The following is a 15,038-nucleotide window of genomic DNA, read 5'->3' as shown; positions in this document are numbered from 1 at the left end:
GACGACAAATCCCAAACAGGACAGTCCGAGACGTCAGTCAGGAGGCGAGTCAGCCTCATCAGCAGAACCACCAGTCACATCATCACTGTCAGGAGACGGTCACGTCGTCGTAGTAGGTGTAGGTCGGGTCACCCGGGTAGTTGTCGTCGTGGTTGCTCAGGGTGAGGGTGTAGGAGTGGCCCGGGGTGACGGTCGCCGTCTTGTTGGTCCAGGTACCGGTGGTGGTGCAGGTCTTGGCCAGGACCGTGGTGGTCGTGCCGGTGGTGTTGTCCTTCAGGGTGGCGGTGGCCCAGTCGTAGGTGACGGTGTCGTCACAGGTGTTGCTGTACCAGAAGGACAGCTTGCTGGAGCCGGTCGGCGCGGTGAAGGTCTGGGCGATCGAGGAGTCCCCGGTCGGGCCGGTGGAGCCGACCATGGCGCCGTAGCTGCCGCTGTGGGCGGCGGAGGTGGTGGCGGAGGTGCTGCCGGCGGTGGTCCAGCCGGACAGGTTGCCGGTCTCCAGTCCGCCGTTGGTGACGGCGTTGCCGCCGCCCCCGCTGGTGGACTCGGTCCAGGTGAAGGTGGTGTTGCCGGCAGCGCCGGTGGTGTCGGTGGCGGTGACCGTGACGCTGGAGGTGCCGGCGGCGGTCGGGGTGCCGGAGATCAGGCCGGTCGAGGAGTTGATCGACAGGCCGGCCGGCAGGCCGGTGGCCGAGTAGCTCAGCGTCTGGCCGGTGGCCGAGTCGGTGGCGTTGATCTGCAGGCCGGCCGCCGTGCCGACGGTGCCGCTCTGGTTGCCCGGGTTGGTGACGGTGACCGTGTTGCCGTGGGTCAGGATGGCGTGCGAGATCGCGCAGGAGTTGGTGTCGTTGGACCAGCTGGCCTGCTCGGCGTAGCTGCCGAAGGACCCGAAGGAGACGTTGGCGGCGCCGCCGGTGCTGCCGGGCTGGATCCAGGCGCACTCGTCGGAGTTCTCCTGGCCGTTGTAGCTGCTGCCGGAGACGTGGTTGGTCCAGCCTCCGGCCGGGTTCTGGTCGGACATCATCTCGTGCCACTCGTGGCCGAGGGTCATCGTCCAGCCGTCCAGCGTGCCGGGCGAGTTGACGAAGCCGACGCCGCAGTTGGAGCCCGCGTCGATGTTGTACGGCTGGTTGGAGAAGGCGATGTCGCCGTAGGGCGAGCTCGCCGCACCGCCGGTGAGGGTGGTGTCACCGTTCCAGTCGTGCCAGGCGCAGTACCCGGTGGTGGGGTTCTGGTAGTCGTCCGGGTTGGTGCCGTGCGGCGACAGGACGATGTAGTACGCGTCCCGGTTGGCGGCGGCGGTGGTGTTGCCGAAGTGGCCGGCGGCCTTGACGGCCTCCTGGGCGAGCTGGTTGCCGCTGGCCTGGCTCGGCGAGGCGGCCGCGTTGTCGTACCAGACGCCGGACAGGACGCCGCCGCTCTGGTACGGGATGAAGTTGGCGTTGGACGGGCAGCTCACGGCACCGGTGGCGACGTTGGGGCCGTCGCACCACTGGGTCAGGTCGGCCGACCAGGTCTCGCTGTTGGTGCCGATGCCCTTGAACATCTGCTGGGTGGCACCGGCGGCACCGGCCGAGTCGTTGGAGAACTTCGCGTTGCCGTTGGCGTCGGTGGTCTGGGTGCCCCACTGGTTGCCGTAGAACACCAGGTAGACCTTGGAGTGCCCGCTCTGCACGCCGATGCCGTCGACGCCGCCGCCGTACGACAGCGTCTGCTGACCGGTCGCCGCGGCCTGGTTGTGGGCGGCGAGCCACTTCTTGTAGTTCTCGTGCTGGGACATGCCGGGGACCGCGCCGTGCCGGTAGGGGTGGCCGTTCTGCGGGCTCCAGGGGTTGAACTCGTTGGTGGTGCTGCCCTGCGAGCTGGAGATGCCCTGCGCGGAGGCCGGACCGGCCGCGCCGGCCAAGCCGGCGGCGGCGAGCGCGAGCGACGCTATTCCGGTGAGCGCCGCGTACCTCGCGCGTCCGGTCCTGGGGGAGTGACCCATGGGTGAGGGTGCCTCTCTTCTGCCGATCGCCCGCGGCCTCGGGGGGCCGGGAACGATCCCTTTGTGGGGAAGGGCCGGCGGCGGATTCCGTCTGGGCCGGTTCCGGTCGAATTCATTCGCACACCCGGAATTGACTGCCCGTGGGCCCTTTGCCGCCTGCGTGGCAAGAAGGAAAGCAGAGCTGATGAACACCGGTCAACGGCGCAGGGTAAGGAACGATTAAGAAGCGTGTCCAAGAAGGTCAAGCGGCGTTGATGAAATGGGATCAACGCGTGTAGTCATTCACTGAATACGATGGGGAATGCTGTTTCGGAATCCGTGACCGGCCCTTCGGTGAGGTCCCCTGACGGCAATTCACCGCCCGGGGGACCTTCCGTCCTCGGCTCATCCGGAAGGGGTCGGCGCCGGGACTCCGCCCGCCGCCGCCCCGGTCCGCTAACGCTCGTACGCCACCTCGGGGAAGCGCGCCGACGGCCCGTCGAGCAGGTGGTCGTCCTGGCCGCGCAGCCAGCGGTCGAAGAAGGACGCCACGTAGGTGCGGGTGGCGAGTTCGGCGCGGCCGGGGCGGATGTCGCCGACGTCCTTGCGCAGCTGCTCGGCGCTGAGCACGCCCTGGCGGGCGAGTTGCGGCAGCAGCGGCTGGGCGTCGGTGTACGAGCCGTGGCGGGAGCCGGTGAGGGTGACGTCGGCGTGCCAGCCGGTGCTGTGCTGCCACAGGGCGTTCCAGCCGGGCTGGTTGCGGTAGCTGCCGGAGTCGTCGCTTCCGGTGCCCATCAGCAGGAACGGGCGGTTCAGGCCCTCCTCGGCGACGCTGGGCAGGAAGACGCCGGTGTGGCCGTCGGGGCCGGGGAAGTGCATCTGCCCGTCCATGTTGATCCCGGCCGCGATCCGCGGGTCGTCGTGCATGGTCTGGAGTGCGGTGAAGCCGCCCGCCGACTGGCCGACCATGCCGATCCGGCCGAGGTCGAGGGCTCCGGCCACCCCGGCGGGCAGGCCGGGCTGCCCGCCCAGCTCGGTGAGCCGGTCCAGTACGAAGCGGGTGTCGGCGACCCGGGTGTCCATCGCCTTGCGCAGTACCGCGCCGATGTCCAGGTCGGGCTGCCCGAGCATGCCGGGGAGCACCGAGGGGGCCAGGTCGCCGCCGGGGAAGGCGACTTCGGAGGCCTCGTAGGTGTGGTCGACGGTGACCACCACGTAGCCGCGCGAGGCGAGGTCCTCGACCAGCGCCGTTCCCCAGGTGCGCGGGTCGCCGAGGCCGGGCGAGTACAGCACGACCGGGCGCGGTCCGCCGGGCAGCGCCGGGGCGTCCTTGCGGGCGTGGGTGCGGATGGCCGACCAGTCGGTGCGGCCGGGCTCGGTGCCGTAGTTGAGCAGGCCGACGCCGTCCGGGCCGTCGAAGTGCCGCCCGGCGGCGGGCTCCATGTACGGGGCGCGGTCGTCGCCGACGGCCGGGTGGGAGGTCGGGTACCAGAGGCTGATCATCAGCTCACGCCGCTGCCCGGGGTGCCACGGGTCCTCCCGGTCGGCGTCGGTGAGGTGCAGCGCGGTGGTCCCGATCGGGTACGGCCCGCTGGGCTCCGGCAGCCAGGCCCGGGCCTGCCGTCCGGGGCCGGCGCCCCCCGTCACCGCGGCTGCTCCGGCCGCACCTGTCGTGCCCACTGCCGTCGCCGCCGCCAGCAGGACCGCCGCCACGGCCCGTCCCGGAATTCCCATGATGTCCCTCCGTGTTCCGATCGATCGGACACGCAGGACACTACGGTCGGGGACGGGCCGCGGCCGTCATACCAGGGGGCCAACCAGCCCCTGAATACCCGGGTATCACACCCTTACGGGTCAGCGCCGGTACTGCCGCAGTTCCCTCCGGGCCAGCGAGCGCTTGTGCACCTCGTCGGGGCCGTCGGCCAGCCGCAGGGTGCGGTTGCCGGCCCAGAGCTGGGCGAGCGGGGTGTCCTGGCTGACGCCGGCCGCGCCGTGCGCCTGGACGGCCTTGTCGAGGATCCACTCGACGGTGCGCGGAGTGGCGATCTTGATCGCCTGGATCTCGGTGTGCGCACCGCGGTTGCCGACGGTGTCCATCAGCCAGGCCGTCTTCAGCACCAGCAGCCGCAACTGCTCGATGCGGACCCGGGATTCGGCGATCCAGTCCTGCACCACGCCCTGCTCGGCCAGCGGCTTCCCGAACGCCACCCGCTCGTTGGCCCGGCGGCACATCAGCTCCAGCGCCCGTTCGGCGATGCCGATCGCGCGCATGCAGTGGTGGATGCGGCCGGGGCCGAGCCGGGCCTGGGCGATGGCGAAGCCCGCGCCCTCCTCCCCGATCAGGTTCTCCACCGGGACGCGGACGTCCTCGAACAGCACCTCGGCGTGGCCGCCGTGGTCGGCGTCGTCGTACCCGAAGACCGTCATGCCGCGCTTCACGGTCACGCCCGGGGTGTCGCGCGGGACGAGCAGCATGCTCTGCTGCCGGTGCGGTTCGGCGGCCGGGTCGGTCTTGCCCATCACGATGAGGATCCGGCAGGCGGGGTTCATCGCCCCGGTGATGTACCACTTGCGGCCGTTGACGACGTACTCGTCGCCGTCCCGCTCGATCCGGGTGGCGATGTTGGTCGCGTCCGAGGAGGCCACCTCGGGCTCGGTCATCGCGAAGGCCGAGCGGATCTCGCCGTCCAGGAGCGGGCGCAGCCAGCGCTCGCGCTGCTCGGCGCTGCCGAACTGGGCGAGCAGCTCCATGTTGCCGGTGTCGGGCGCGGCGCAGTTGAGCGCGGGCGGGGCCAACTGGATGCTGCGGCCGGTGATTTCGGCAAGCGGGGCGTACTGGAGGTTGGTGAGGCCGGCGCCGAGCTCGCCGGGCAGGAAGAGGTTCCACAGGTTCTGCTTGCGGGCCTCGGCCTGGAGCTCGGCGACGACCGGGGGGATGGCCCAGGGATCGCGGTCCCGGTCGGCGAGTTGGGCGGCGAGGACGGGCTCGGCGGGGTGAACGTGCTCGTCCATGAAGGCGAGCAGCTGCTCGCGGAGCTCGTTCGTCCGGGCGTCGTAGGCGAAGTCCATCGGTGTTCAGTTCTCCTTGAGGGTGCTCAGGCCGTGCCGGGCGAGGATCGGCGCCATCTCGCCGGCGCGCTCGAAGCCGGCGCCCAGGGTGCGGCCCTGCCGGAAGCGGAAGTGGATGCCCTCGGCGACGGCGGCGAGCTTGAACGAGGCGAAGGCGACGTACCAGTCGAGGTCCTCCGCCCGGCGGCCGGTCGCGTCGGCGTAGGAGGAGACGATCTCGTCGGACTTCGGGAAGCCGGGGGCGGTCATGGCGGAGGGGATGATGCCGCCGCCGACGCCCGCGAGTTCGGTGTACATCACCAGCAGACCGACGTCGGTGAGCGGGTCGCCGAGGGTGGACATCTCCCAGTCCAGGACGGCGGCGATGGTGTCGCCCTCGTCGACCAGGACGTTGTCGAGCCGGTAGTCGCCGTGCACCAGCGCGGGTGCGGGGGACACGGGCAGCCGCCGGCCGAGCAGGTCGTGCAGCCGGTCCAGGTCCGGCAGGTCGCGGCTGCGGGAGGCGGCGAGCTGCTTGGACCAGCGGCGCAGCTGGCGCTCCAGGTAACCGTCCGGATGCCCGAAGTCGGCGAGGCCGACGGCGGCGGGGTCGATCCGGTGCAGGCCGGCGAGGGTGTCGACCAGGCGCTGTCCGAGTGCGCGCACCCGCTGCTCGCCGAGGGCGGCCAGTGGGGCGGCGTCCCGGTGTGCGGTGCCCTGGACGTACTCCATGAGGTACCAGGGCGCGCCGAGGGTGTCGGTGTCCGTGTCGAGCAGAAGGGTGCGGGGTACGGGGACGCCGGTGTCGCGCAGCGCGGTCATCACGCGGTACTCGCGGCCCATGTCGTGCGCGGTGGCGAGGACGTGTCCGAGCGGCGGGCGCCGGAGGACCCAGCGGGAGGCGCCGTCGCTCAGCGCGTACGTGAGGTTCGAGCGGCCGCCCTCGATGAGGTCGGCCCGCAGCGGCCCATGGACGGTCCCGGGCAGCTCGCGCTCCAGGTGGGACCGGAGGCGGGTCAGGTCCAGGCCGGGCGGGTCTACGGGGGTCTCGGCCATCGGGCGGCTCCTCGGTCGGGGAAGCGGATCATTGACTAAGCGCTTGCTTAGCATTCAACCGCAGGAGGCCCCTGTCAATGCCGCGAGCCCCCGCGCCGCACGGCTCGGGGGTTCGTTCGGGGCATGTCGCGGATGGGGGCCGCGGTCGCCGGTCAGGGCTGCGGTCCAGCCGAACCGCCGACCTGACGTATCAGGCCGAACTGCCGGCCGAGCAGCCCGAGTCGGGTTCCGTCGTGAGGGGTCTTTCTACCGATAGCCGATCGGCCGGCCAAAGGCCGTCCGGCTTCGATCAGGTGCAGGAAATCGTGATCGAGTACAGCGATGAACTGAGCTTCGACCAGCTCATGGGCGGCATCTATTCCGCGATCCCCGCGGACAAGCTGCCCGAGTCGAAGAGCCGGCCGGCATTCGCCGAGTACGTTCAGCAGTCGCTGCCCGCCGGTCAGTCCTCTTTCACGGAACAGGTCAAGGTCTCCGTAGTTGTGGGCCGGGTCGGGTAGCCCGCCATCGACGGACAGCGTGGCGCAGTGGTTCAGGGGCCGGGAACCGGCCCCCGCTCACAGGCCCGGCGCTCTTCCCGGTCCATGACCGGCCCTCCCCGCGTGACGCCACCCGGTCCCTCCGAACGGGTCGGGCGGTTCCACACCCTCGCGACCGCCGAGGCCTTCCACCGGAGCCTCCGTTCCACGCCAGCTGCCTTGCAGCATAGGGGAGTTGCTCGGCGACCCCTCCCCCGCCGCAGCCGCACCGGCCCCGCCTCGACAGAGGTCGATCAAAAGTGTTCTGATGATCACATCCATCGATCATCTTCTGAACACCGCCTGATCGAACATCAGAGAAATGGGGGTCCGGTGCGGACTGCTCGCGGCTCGGCCATCCTGCTGGCAATGGGGGTCCTCGGGGCCTCCGCCCTGGCGACGGGATGTTCCGGCACGCAGAGCAGACCCACGGCCACCACCGGCACCACCCCGGCCGGCCCCGCCCCGAGCACCACCACCGAGGCCCCCGCCCCGCCACCACCCGTTCCCACCCCCACCCCCACCTGGGACGGCCAGGTCAAGGTGCTCGGCGACGGGTCCACCTCCTATACCGGCCCGCAGCCCAAGCAGTCCATGCCCGAGAAGCTCAAGCCCGGCGAGAAGCCGCCGCAGTTCGTCGTCTTCTCCTGGGACGGCGCCCTGGAGGGCGACGAGCGCATGTTCTCCCGCTTCCGCAAGCTCGGCGTGGAGAACAACGCCCAGATGACCTTCTTCCTCTCCGGCCTCTACGTCCTCCCCAAGTCCAAGAGCACGCTCTACAAGCCGCCGCAGCACAAGCCCGGCGACGCCTCCATCGACTACGCCACCGACCCCCACATCAAGGACACCCTGGAGCAGCTGCGCCTCGCCTGGCTGGACGGCAACGAGATCGGCACCCACTTCAACGGGCACTTCTGCGGCGCCAAGGGCGGCGGCGACTGGAGCACCGAGGAGTGGAAGAGCGAGCTCGACCAGTCCGTCTCCTTCGTCACCAACTGGAAGACCAACACCGGCTTCAAGGAGCTCCCGCCGCTCCCCTTCGACTACACCAAGGAGCTGGTCGGCGGCCGCGCCCCCTGCCTGGAGGGCCAGAAGAACCTGCTGGCGGCCGAGAAGGCGACGGGTTTCCGCTACGACGCCAGCTCCCCGGGCGAGTTCCAGGTCTGGCCGGTGAAGAAGGAGGGCATCTGGAACTTCCCGCTGCAGATGCTCCCCTACCCCGGCAGGTCGACCCAGAGCCTCTCGATGGACTTCAACTTCCTGGCCAACCAGTCCGGGAACACCACCAACGGCGACCCCAAGAAGTACGACACCTGGGAGAAGGAGACCCGCGACAGCTACCTGGCCGGCTTCGAACGCGTCTACAACGGCAGCCGCGCCCCGCTCTTCATCGGCAACCACTTCGAGTCCTGGAACGGCGGCATCTACATGCAGGCCGTCGAGGACGTGATGAAGAACGTCTGCAAGCGGGAGGGCGTCCGCTGCGTCTCCTTCCGCCAGGTCGCCGACTGGCTCGACGCCCAGGACCCGAAGGTCCTCGACCAGCTCCGCCAACTCGACCCCGCCCAGCCGGCCGACTGGTCCCGCCTGGTCAGGTGACCGGGCGGGACCGCCGTGATCGCAGCCCTCTGCGGGCCCCGGAGGCCGTCCGGATCGGGGCGCGCCACCGGGGTACGCGAGGCCGAGCCGGATGCGCAGGCACACGGCCTGACACCGCTGGTTCCACGGGAGAACCGAGGTGCTCAAGCGCCGGATCCTCGGCCACGCCACCGTTGTTTCCGCTTCACTCAAATTGCTTCACGTGACAGGGCGGGCCCTGTCAGGGTCGGTTGCCGGAAAGTTCATTCCTTGTGAGGAAGGGCGGATCCCTTGTTCAACCGACGTAAAGGAAGCGTGCTCGCCGTGGCGGCGATCACGGCGGCACTCGGTCTCGTGCCGGTCGGCACCGCTCAGGCTGCGTCCTGTCAATGGCAGAAGACGGCGTGGGAGCTGCCGTCCACCGCGACCAGCGGCACACTGTACGCAAGCGACGGCGGCCGGTACGGAGTCGGCATCACCGGAACGCTGTCCACCAGCTGGCCCTACGGCTACAAGGAGAAGCGCGGGACGCTGTGGGACAACGGAAAGGTCGTGCTGCAGCTCCCCGCGGACGGCCCCCACGTGTCGGATGTCAACTCGGCCGGCCTGATCGTGGGCGACGACATCGTCAACAACAAGTTCACGGCCGTGACGGTGAGCCCCACCGGGACGACGACGGCGCTGCCGTCCAACCCGACCTGGGGCGGCTCGTCGGCCAGCGTGATCAACAACGCCGGTGACATCGCCGGGACCGCCTCGGTCGGAACGAAGAACATCCTGGTGGTGTGGCCGGCGAGCGCACCGGGAACGTACCGCGAACTGTCCCTCCCCGCGGCCGGCACCCTCGTCCCCACCGACATCGACGAGCAGGGCCGGATCGTCGGGTACACCGGCACGGGTGGCTTCGTCACGGACACCAACGGTCAGTGGCACACGCTCGCCGCACAGGGCTCCGGCGCCACGGGCACTCCGTCGGCGATCCGGGACGGGCGCATCGTCGGCAGCGTGAACAGCAGCACGAGCTACGCCGCGGCCGAGTGGAACGCTCAGGGTTCGCTGGTCCGGACCATCAGCAACGGTGCCATCGAGTCAACGGCCATCGGCGGTAACGGAACCGTGGGCGGCAAGGCGTACGCCGGCGCGACCGCACGGCCCGTCCTGTGGCGTAACGGCGTGGTCGCGGACTCGTTGTCCGCGGTCTCGGACACCTTCTCGATCGAGGCGATCAGCACCGACGAGAAGACTCTCATCGGGAACGACACCTCCCGACCCGCGAAGTACACCTGCTCCTGACGCCACGAAGCCTGCGGCCTCCCTGCCGGGCCCCAGGTCCACCCCGGCACCTTGTCGGGTCGGACACACAGGTGACGGCAGGTGACGCAGCCGGCTGTCGCCGGTGAGCTCCCGCAGGCCCACGATGCGGGCCTGCGGGAAGGCGGGCGACCGCGACGACACCGCTTGCACCGAATGGCGCGGAGAGCGCTGCCACGGGGACCGTGGTCCACGGCCCCCGCGGCCGGTCGGCCTACCGTGCGCCCGTGGACTTCATGTACGTGGTCCAGATCCTGGTCGGCAGGGCGGCGTCCGAGGTGTCCGGGGCGGCGCCGCCCAGGCCTTCGAGGGAGAGCAACTTCATGTCCTTCAGGTCCGCACGGAAGACGGTGACCGCCGTCGACAGCTGCCCGTTGTAGCCGACGCACCACCCTGCCGTGCGGTCCGCGGTGGTGCCGGGTTTGGCCGCCAGGCCCGGCCCCGCCTCCGCCACGGACTTGGCGGCTCCGTCGCGGACCGAGCCCTTGAGCGCCGCGTCCACCTCGCCCGCGACCGCCGGGGTCAGTGCCTGGACGGCGGTCGGCAGGCTCAGCGGGAGCTGGACGCCGTTGCGGGAGATCGCGAGCACCGAGTACGGGTCGGTGTGGCTGCCGCCCGCCGCGAAGGCGGCGTACGCGTCGGCGGTGCGGAGGGCGCTGGGGGTGGAGTTCCCGACGCCGAGGGCCGGGACGAGTTCGCCCAGGCTGTTGGGGAGCAGGCCGAGGTCGGTGGCGGTCTTCTGCACCCGGTCCAGGCCCACGTCCATGCCGAGCTGCATCAGCGGCCCGTTGACGGACTGCTCGACCGCATTCCGCAGGGTGATCGTGCCCCAGTTCCGCTTGCCGTCGTTGGCGGTCTTGACGATCTTTCCGTCCCGTCCCCAGTACGGCCCTTCCGGAGTCATCACGTTCACCCCGTCGTCGCCGTTGTAGGTGCTGGTGGGGGTCACCGGGGTGCGGGTGCCGCCCCGCTGGCGCTGCGCTCCCTGACTGAGCCCGGCGGCGTACACCACCGGCGTGAAGGCCGAACCGATCGGCACGGTCGAGGTGTTGGCGTTGTTGAAGCCCTGCTTCAGATAGTCGGGACCGCCGTAGAGCGCGACGACCCGGCCGTCCGGGGCCACCGAGGCGGCGCCGACCTTCAGGAGCCTGTCGGCCTCCCGGTTGTCCGGGTCGATCCCCACGGTGCCCGACTGCACGGCGGCGGCCAGGGCGTCGACCTTCGGCTTCTCGAAGGTGGTGCGGATCTGGTGGCCGCCGAGGTCGAACTGGGCCGGGGTGATGTCGCTGTGGCTCTCCACGTAGGTGCGGGCCATGTCCACCAGGTACCCGATCTGGCCGCTCAGCCCCGCCGACTTCGGCTGCGGCCTGGGTTCGGGGAACACCGTGTACCGGGCGCGCTCGGCGGCGGACAGCTTGCCCACCTCCACCATCCTGTCCAGGATCCAGGACCAGCGCTCCTCGGCCCGTTCCCGGTTCGCCGCGCTGACCGCCGGGTCGTACTGCCCGGCGCCCTTCAACAGGGCGGCCAGGAAGGCGCCTTCACTCGGGTCGAGTTGGGAGACGGGCTTGCCGTAGTAGGCGGCGGCGGCACGCTCGATGCCGTAGCTGCCGCGCCCGAACCAGCTGGTGTTCAGGTAGCCCGCCAGGATGTCCTGCTTGCTCATCCGGTCGTCCAGCTTGATCGCGATGACGATCTCGCTGAGTTTGCGGGACATGTCCTGGCGCTGGTTCAGGTAGATGTTCTTGACGTACTGCTGGGTGATGGTGGAACCGCCCTGGGTGTCACCGCCCGTGACCATCTCGACGACGGCACGGCCGATGCCGGTCACGGAGATGCCCGGGTCGGTGTAGAAGGTCTCGTTCTCGGCGGCCAGCACCGCCCACTGCACCGGCTCCGGCACCTGGCCGAGCGGCACCTCCTGCCGGTTGGTCGGGCCGATCCGCGCCATCTCGGTGCCGTCCGCCCAGTAGTAGACGTTGTTCTGCTGGGTGGCGAAGGAGTTGAGGTCCTCCGGGACGGCGGTGTTCACGTAGAACCAGACCAGCCAGCCCGTCAGCGCCGCCGCGCCGGTCCCGGCCACCAGCAGCAGCTGCCGCCAGGACGGGAGCCAGCGGCGGACCCCGCGCCGCCCGCCGCGCGGGTAGTCGACCCGCAGGGACGGGCGCCGTCCTCGTAACGGCCTGCCGCGCGGTGGGAACCGCCACCGTCGGCGCCCGGACTTCTCCTCCTCGGCCCCGCCGTCTTGCTGCGCACGCACCGTCCGGTCTCCGATTCGCTCGTGGGACTGATCCTCCGTACACATAGACGCCCGAGGAACATCAGTACGTACGCCTGGTCATGGTGTGATCATGGTCATACTCCGGACGACGGACGGACGACGGACGGACGACGGACGGACGACGGACCGGCCCCGAACGGCTCGGCGGACGGCTCGCGGACGGCCGACCGAAAGCCGCCGACCGGCCCGCGGCAGCGGGACCCGGCCCGCGGCAGCCCCGGCGGCCCGTCAGAATGGCGCCATGAGGATGATCCAGACCGCGCTCGGCGCGCTGCTGCTCCTGCTGGTCGTCGGCAGCGTCCTGCGCACGCTGGTCGTTCCGCGCGGGCTCTACTCGGCGCTGGTGATGCGGCTCTGGCGGGTGCTGCGCGGGCTGCTGCGGCTGTCCGCAATGCCGGCCGGCGGCTACCACGCGCAGGACCGGGCGCTCACCTGGCTGGCGCCGCTGGTGCTGCTGGGCATGCTCGGGGTGTGGCTCGGCGGGATGCTGATCGCCTACACCCTGCTGCTGCACGGCACCTCCGACCTCAGCTGGTCGGTGTCCGTGCGTGAGGCCGGGTCCAGCCTGTTCACCCTCGGCTTCGCCAGCGGCGAGCGGCTCCAGCTCTCCGCGATCGACTTCATGGCCGCCGCCAGCGGCCCGCTGATCATCGCCCTCCAGATCTCCTACCTGCCGACCCTCTACGCCGCCTACCAGCGCCGCGAGACCGAGGTGACGCTGCTCCAGTCCCGGGCCGGCGAGCCCGCCTGGGGCCCCGAGCTGCTGGCCCGCCAGTCCCTGGTGGACACCGAGACGGCGCTCCCCCAGCTCTACCGGGACTGGGAGCGGCTGGCCGCCGACATCGGCGAGAGCCACTCCAACTACCCGGTGCTGCTCTCCTTCCGCTCCCCCCAGCCCAACCGCAGCTGGGTGGTCGGGCTGATCGCCGTGATGGACGCCGCCGCCCTGCACCTGGCACTCTGCCCGCGCTCGGCCCCGCCCGAGGCCCGGCTGGTGATCCGGGCCGGCTTCACCGCGATGCGTGACATCGCCCGCTCGCTGCGGATCCACTTCGACCCGGACCCGGACCCGGACCTCCCGATCCGGCTGACCTACGCCGAGTACCTGGGCGCCGTCGCGATGATCACCGCGGCTGGCTTCCCGCGCGAGCGCCCGGCCGAGGACGCCTGGGCGCACTTCCACGGCTGGCGGGTCAACTACGAGGCACTGGCGTACGAACTGGCCCGCCGCAGCGACGCCGTCCCGGCGCTGTGGACCGGCCCGCGCGACTTCCGTGCCCCGGTCATCCCGCCGGCCCGCCCCACCGACCGCCGCCCGGCCTCGACCCTGCCGCCGCTGCCGCCGGGCGCGCCCTGACGGACGGCTTCCGCCGACGGCGGCGGGTGCCGCACGATCGGACGGTGCTGGTCACGCCGGAGAAGACCGTGAGGTCCCCGGGGAGCCCGCTGCCGACCCGGGTCAGGACGGGCGCGAGCAGGACGGCCGCGAGGAGGTCGCGCTCCGTCCCCACCGGCTCTGAGCCCTCCCCGGGCCCCGCCGGGTCATCTGCTCAGACCTCCACCGGTCCGCCGCTCGCCAGCGAGCGCTCGGCGCCGACCAGGATCTCCACCACCCGCAGCCCGAAGTCCGCCCCGCAGGGATGCGGCTCGCCGGAGGCCGCCGAGGCCTGGAGGGCGTCCAGTGCCCGGTGCAGCGCCGCGACCGGGCCCTCGCCGCGCTCGGGCAGCTGCACCACGCCGTGCTCGCCGCGCAGCTCCATGCCCGTCCCGCCCGCCGCGAGCGGCGCGGTCAGGCTGAGGGCGAGCGTGCTGGAGGCGCCGCCTGCGTGCCGGACCACCAGGTGCACGGTGTCCAGCGGGCCGGCCACCGCCGTCACCTGCGTCGCGTCGCCCAGCACCGGCAGCAGCACGGACAGCGCGTGCGGGCCGACGTCCCACAGCGCGCCCTTCTCCAGGCGCCACGGCGAGGCCGCGTACGGGCTGGTGCTGCCGGGCGCGAACACCGAACCGAGCCAGTCCGAGCGCCCGGTGAACCAGCCGCCGAGCTGCGCCTGCCGCTCGATCCACGGGATCTGCGTACCGCCGAAGCGCACGGTGAAGAAGACCACCGAGGCGACCTTGTGCTCGCGCACCGCCTCGGCCACCGCCTTGGCGTCCGGCACGGTGAGCGCGACCGGCTTGTCCAGCAGCAGGTGGCAGCCGGCCTCGGCGGCCCGCACCGCGAGACCCGCCTGCACGGTCGGGGGCAGCGCGATGGAGACCGCGTCCACCTCGGCCAGCAGCCGGTCGAGGTCCGCGTACCCGGGCACGCCGTGCGCGGCGCCCAGCGCCTCGGCCGCCTCCGGACGTCGGCCCCAGACGCCGGTGAACTCCAGCCCGGGGTGCTCGGCCAGGACGGGCGCGTGCACCCGCTCCGCCCAGGGGCCGGTTCCCAGCAGTCCGATCCGCACGGTGTCTCCGTTCCTTCGTGTTCCGTGTGTTCCGTCGCCGCCGCGATGTTCTGTCGCGACGTTCCGGCGAGTCCCGTGGTTCAGCCCTGGACGCGGGCCAGGGTGAAGCCGTCGTAGCCCTTGCTGCCGACCGTCTGCACCGACGTCGCGGTGACCCTCGGCTCGGCCGCGATCAGCTCGTGCAGCGCCCGGGTGGCGACCACCGCCGGGTCGGTGCTGACCGCGTCCGCGACCGCGCCGCCGCGCACGACGTTGTCGACGATGATCAATGAGCCGGGCCGGGTCAGCTGGAGCGCCCGGCGGAAGTACTCCGGGTTGCTCGGTTTGTCGGCGTCGATGAAGACCAGGTCGAAGGGCTCCACGCCCTGCTCCACCAGCTCGGCCAGCGAGTCGGCGGCCCGGCCGACCCGTACCTCGGCGACCCCGGCCAGCCCGGCGGCCGCCAGGTTGCCCCGGGCGACCTCGGCGTGCCGGGGGTCCAGCTCCAGGGTGAGCAGGGTGCCGTCCGCCGGCAGCGCCCGGGCCAGCCAGATCGCGCTGTAGCCGCCGAGCGTGCCGACCTCCAGGATCCGCTTCGCGCCCTGGGTCAGCGCCAGCAGGTGCAGCAGCTTGCCCTGGTTGGGGGCCACCGCGATCTTCGGCAGCCCGGCCGCGTCGGCGGCGGCCGTGGCGGCCTCCAGCACAGGGTCCGGCCCGACCAGCTGCTCGGAGAAGTACGCGTCCACGGCATCCCAGGTCGGCTGCAAAGACATCGGGCCCTCCGGAGTGCAAGATCGGCAGGTACCCGGCCGATGCTACTCCGAGGGCCCGAGGGCACCACGACGGTCACC

At 71.4% G+C, this 15,038-nt stretch carries 11 protein-coding genes; 4 read left to right on the top strand and 7 right to left on the bottom strand.

What is annotated here, in order from left to right:
• Positions 1 to 88 precede the first annotated feature (88 nt).
• The 4 genes from ACFU7Y_RS07435 to ACFU7Y_RS07420 all read right to left on the bottom strand — a co-directional run bounded on the left by ACFU7Y_RS07435 (position 89) and on the right by ACFU7Y_RS07420 (position 6,070).
• Positions 89 to 1,987, bottom strand: a complete 1,899-nt coding sequence (locus ACFU7Y_RS07435) for a putative Ig domain-containing protein (protein ID WP_380766752.1) — start codon at positions 1,985 to 1,987, stop codon at positions 89 to 91.
• A 435-nt stretch (positions 1,988 to 2,422) separates the two neighbouring features.
• Positions 2,423 to 3,700, bottom strand: coding sequence for an alpha/beta hydrolase family protein (locus ACFU7Y_RS07430; RefSeq protein ID WP_380766751.1), 1,278 nt, complete (start codon positions 3,698 to 3,700; stop codon positions 2,423 to 2,425).
• A 120-nt stretch (positions 3,701 to 3,820) separates the two neighbouring features.
• The gene (locus ACFU7Y_RS07425; protein WP_224276385.1) at positions 3,821 to 5,035 is read right to left on the bottom strand and encodes an acyl-CoA dehydrogenase family protein; all 1,215 of its coding nucleotides are present in this window, start codon (positions 5,033 to 5,035) and stop codon (positions 3,821 to 3,823) included.
• Between the two features lie 6 nt (positions 5,036 to 5,041).
• Complete coding sequence (locus ACFU7Y_RS07420) at positions 5,042 to 6,070, bottom strand: phosphotransferase family protein (RefSeq protein ID WP_380766750.1); 1,029 nt, start codon at positions 6,068 to 6,070, stop codon at positions 5,042 to 5,044.
• Between the two features lie 305 nt (positions 6,071 to 6,375).
• Between ACFU7Y_RS07420 and ACFU7Y_RS07415 the strand changes: the two genes are divergently transcribed.
• The 3 genes from ACFU7Y_RS07415 to ACFU7Y_RS07405 all read left to right on the top strand — a co-directional run bounded on the left by ACFU7Y_RS07415 (position 6,376) and on the right by ACFU7Y_RS07405 (position 9,459).
• Positions 6,376 to 6,570 (top strand): hypothetical protein, encoded by a 195-nt coding sequence (locus tag ACFU7Y_RS07415; RefSeq protein ID WP_224276381.1) that lies wholly within the window; start codon positions 6,376 to 6,378, stop codon positions 6,568 to 6,570.
• A gap of 387 nt (positions 6,571 to 6,957) precedes the next feature.
• Positions 6,958 to 8,187: a hypothetical protein gene (locus ACFU7Y_RS07410; RefSeq protein ID WP_380766749.1), complete on the top strand. Its 1,230-nt coding sequence runs from the start codon at positions 6,958 to 6,960 to the stop codon at positions 8,185 to 8,187.
• A 303-nt stretch (positions 8,188 to 8,490) separates the two neighbouring features.
• A complete protein-coding gene (locus ACFU7Y_RS07405) occupies positions 8,491 to 9,459 on the top strand; it encodes a hypothetical protein (RefSeq protein ID WP_224276377.1) in 969 nt (322 codons plus the stop codon).
• 232 nt (positions 9,460 to 9,691) lie between these two features.
• Here ACFU7Y_RS07405 and ACFU7Y_RS07400 read toward each other — a convergent pair whose 3' ends face one another.
• The gene (locus ACFU7Y_RS07400) at positions 9,692 to 11,737 is read right to left on the bottom strand and encodes a transglycosylase domain-containing protein (RefSeq protein ID WP_224276375.1); all 2,046 of its coding nucleotides are present in this window, start codon (positions 11,735 to 11,737) and stop codon (positions 9,692 to 9,694) included.
• Positions 11,738 to 11,999: 262 nt separating this feature from the next.
• Here ACFU7Y_RS07400 and ACFU7Y_RS07395 point away from each other — a divergent pair, with 262 nt between their 5' ends.
• Complete coding sequence (locus tag ACFU7Y_RS07395) at positions 12,000 to 13,115, top strand: hypothetical protein (RefSeq protein ID WP_224276373.1); 1,116 nt, start codon at positions 12,000 to 12,002, stop codon at positions 13,113 to 13,115.
• A gap of 193 nt (positions 13,116 to 13,308) precedes the next feature.
• Here ACFU7Y_RS07395 and ACFU7Y_RS07390 read toward each other — a convergent pair whose 3' ends face one another.
• Positions 13,309 to 14,208 carry a Gfo/Idh/MocA family protein gene (locus tag ACFU7Y_RS07390; protein WP_224276371.1) on the bottom strand — a complete coding sequence of 300 codons (900 nt, stop codon included), beginning with the start codon at positions 14,206 to 14,208 and terminating at the stop codon, positions 13,309 to 13,311.
• An 80-nt stretch (positions 14,209 to 14,288) separates the two neighbouring features.
• Complete coding sequence (locus ACFU7Y_RS07385; protein WP_224276369.1) at positions 14,289 to 14,960, bottom strand: O-methyltransferase; 672 nt, start codon at positions 14,958 to 14,960, stop codon at positions 14,289 to 14,291.
• Positions 14,961 to 15,038 lie beyond the last annotated feature (78 nt).

Origin of the sequence: Kitasatospora sp. NPDC057542 (assembly GCF_042801945.1) — a bacterium.
Taxonomy (GTDB): Bacteria; Actinomycetota; Actinomycetes; order Streptomycetales; family Streptomycetaceae; genus Kitasatospora.
Note: the sequence above shows the minus strand (reverse complement) of the source record. Positions and strands in the feature narration are given on the sequence as shown.

Excerpts from the sequence above, each read along its gene's own strand:
- ACFU7Y_RS07420 (WP_380766750.1), bottom strand. The coding sequence starts at position 6,070 with ATGGCCGAGACCCCCGTAGACCCGCCCGGCCTGGACCTGACCCGCCTC.
- ACFU7Y_RS07385 (WP_224276369.1), bottom strand. The coding sequence starts at position 14,960 with ATGTCTTTGCAGCCGACCTGGGATGCCGTGGACGCGTACTTCTCCGAG.
- ACFU7Y_RS07435 (WP_380766752.1), bottom strand. The coding sequence starts at position 1,987 with ATGGGTCACTCCCCCAGGACCGGACGCGCGAGGTACGCGGCGCTCACC.
- ACFU7Y_RS07430 (WP_380766751.1), bottom strand. The coding sequence starts at position 3,700 with ATGGGAATTCCGGGACGGGCCGTGGCGGCGGTCCTGCTGGCGGCGGCG.
- ACFU7Y_RS07410 (WP_380766749.1), top strand. The coding sequence starts at position 6,958 with ATGGGGGTCCTCGGGGCCTCCGCCCTGGCGACGGGATGTTCCGGCACG.
- ACFU7Y_RS07425 (WP_224276385.1), bottom strand. The coding sequence starts at position 5,035 with ATGGACTTCGCCTACGACGCCCGGACGAACGAGCTCCGCGAGCAGCTG.
- ACFU7Y_RS07395 (WP_224276373.1), top strand. The coding sequence starts at position 12,000 with ATGAGGATGATCCAGACCGCGCTCGGCGCGCTGCTGCTCCTGCTGGTC.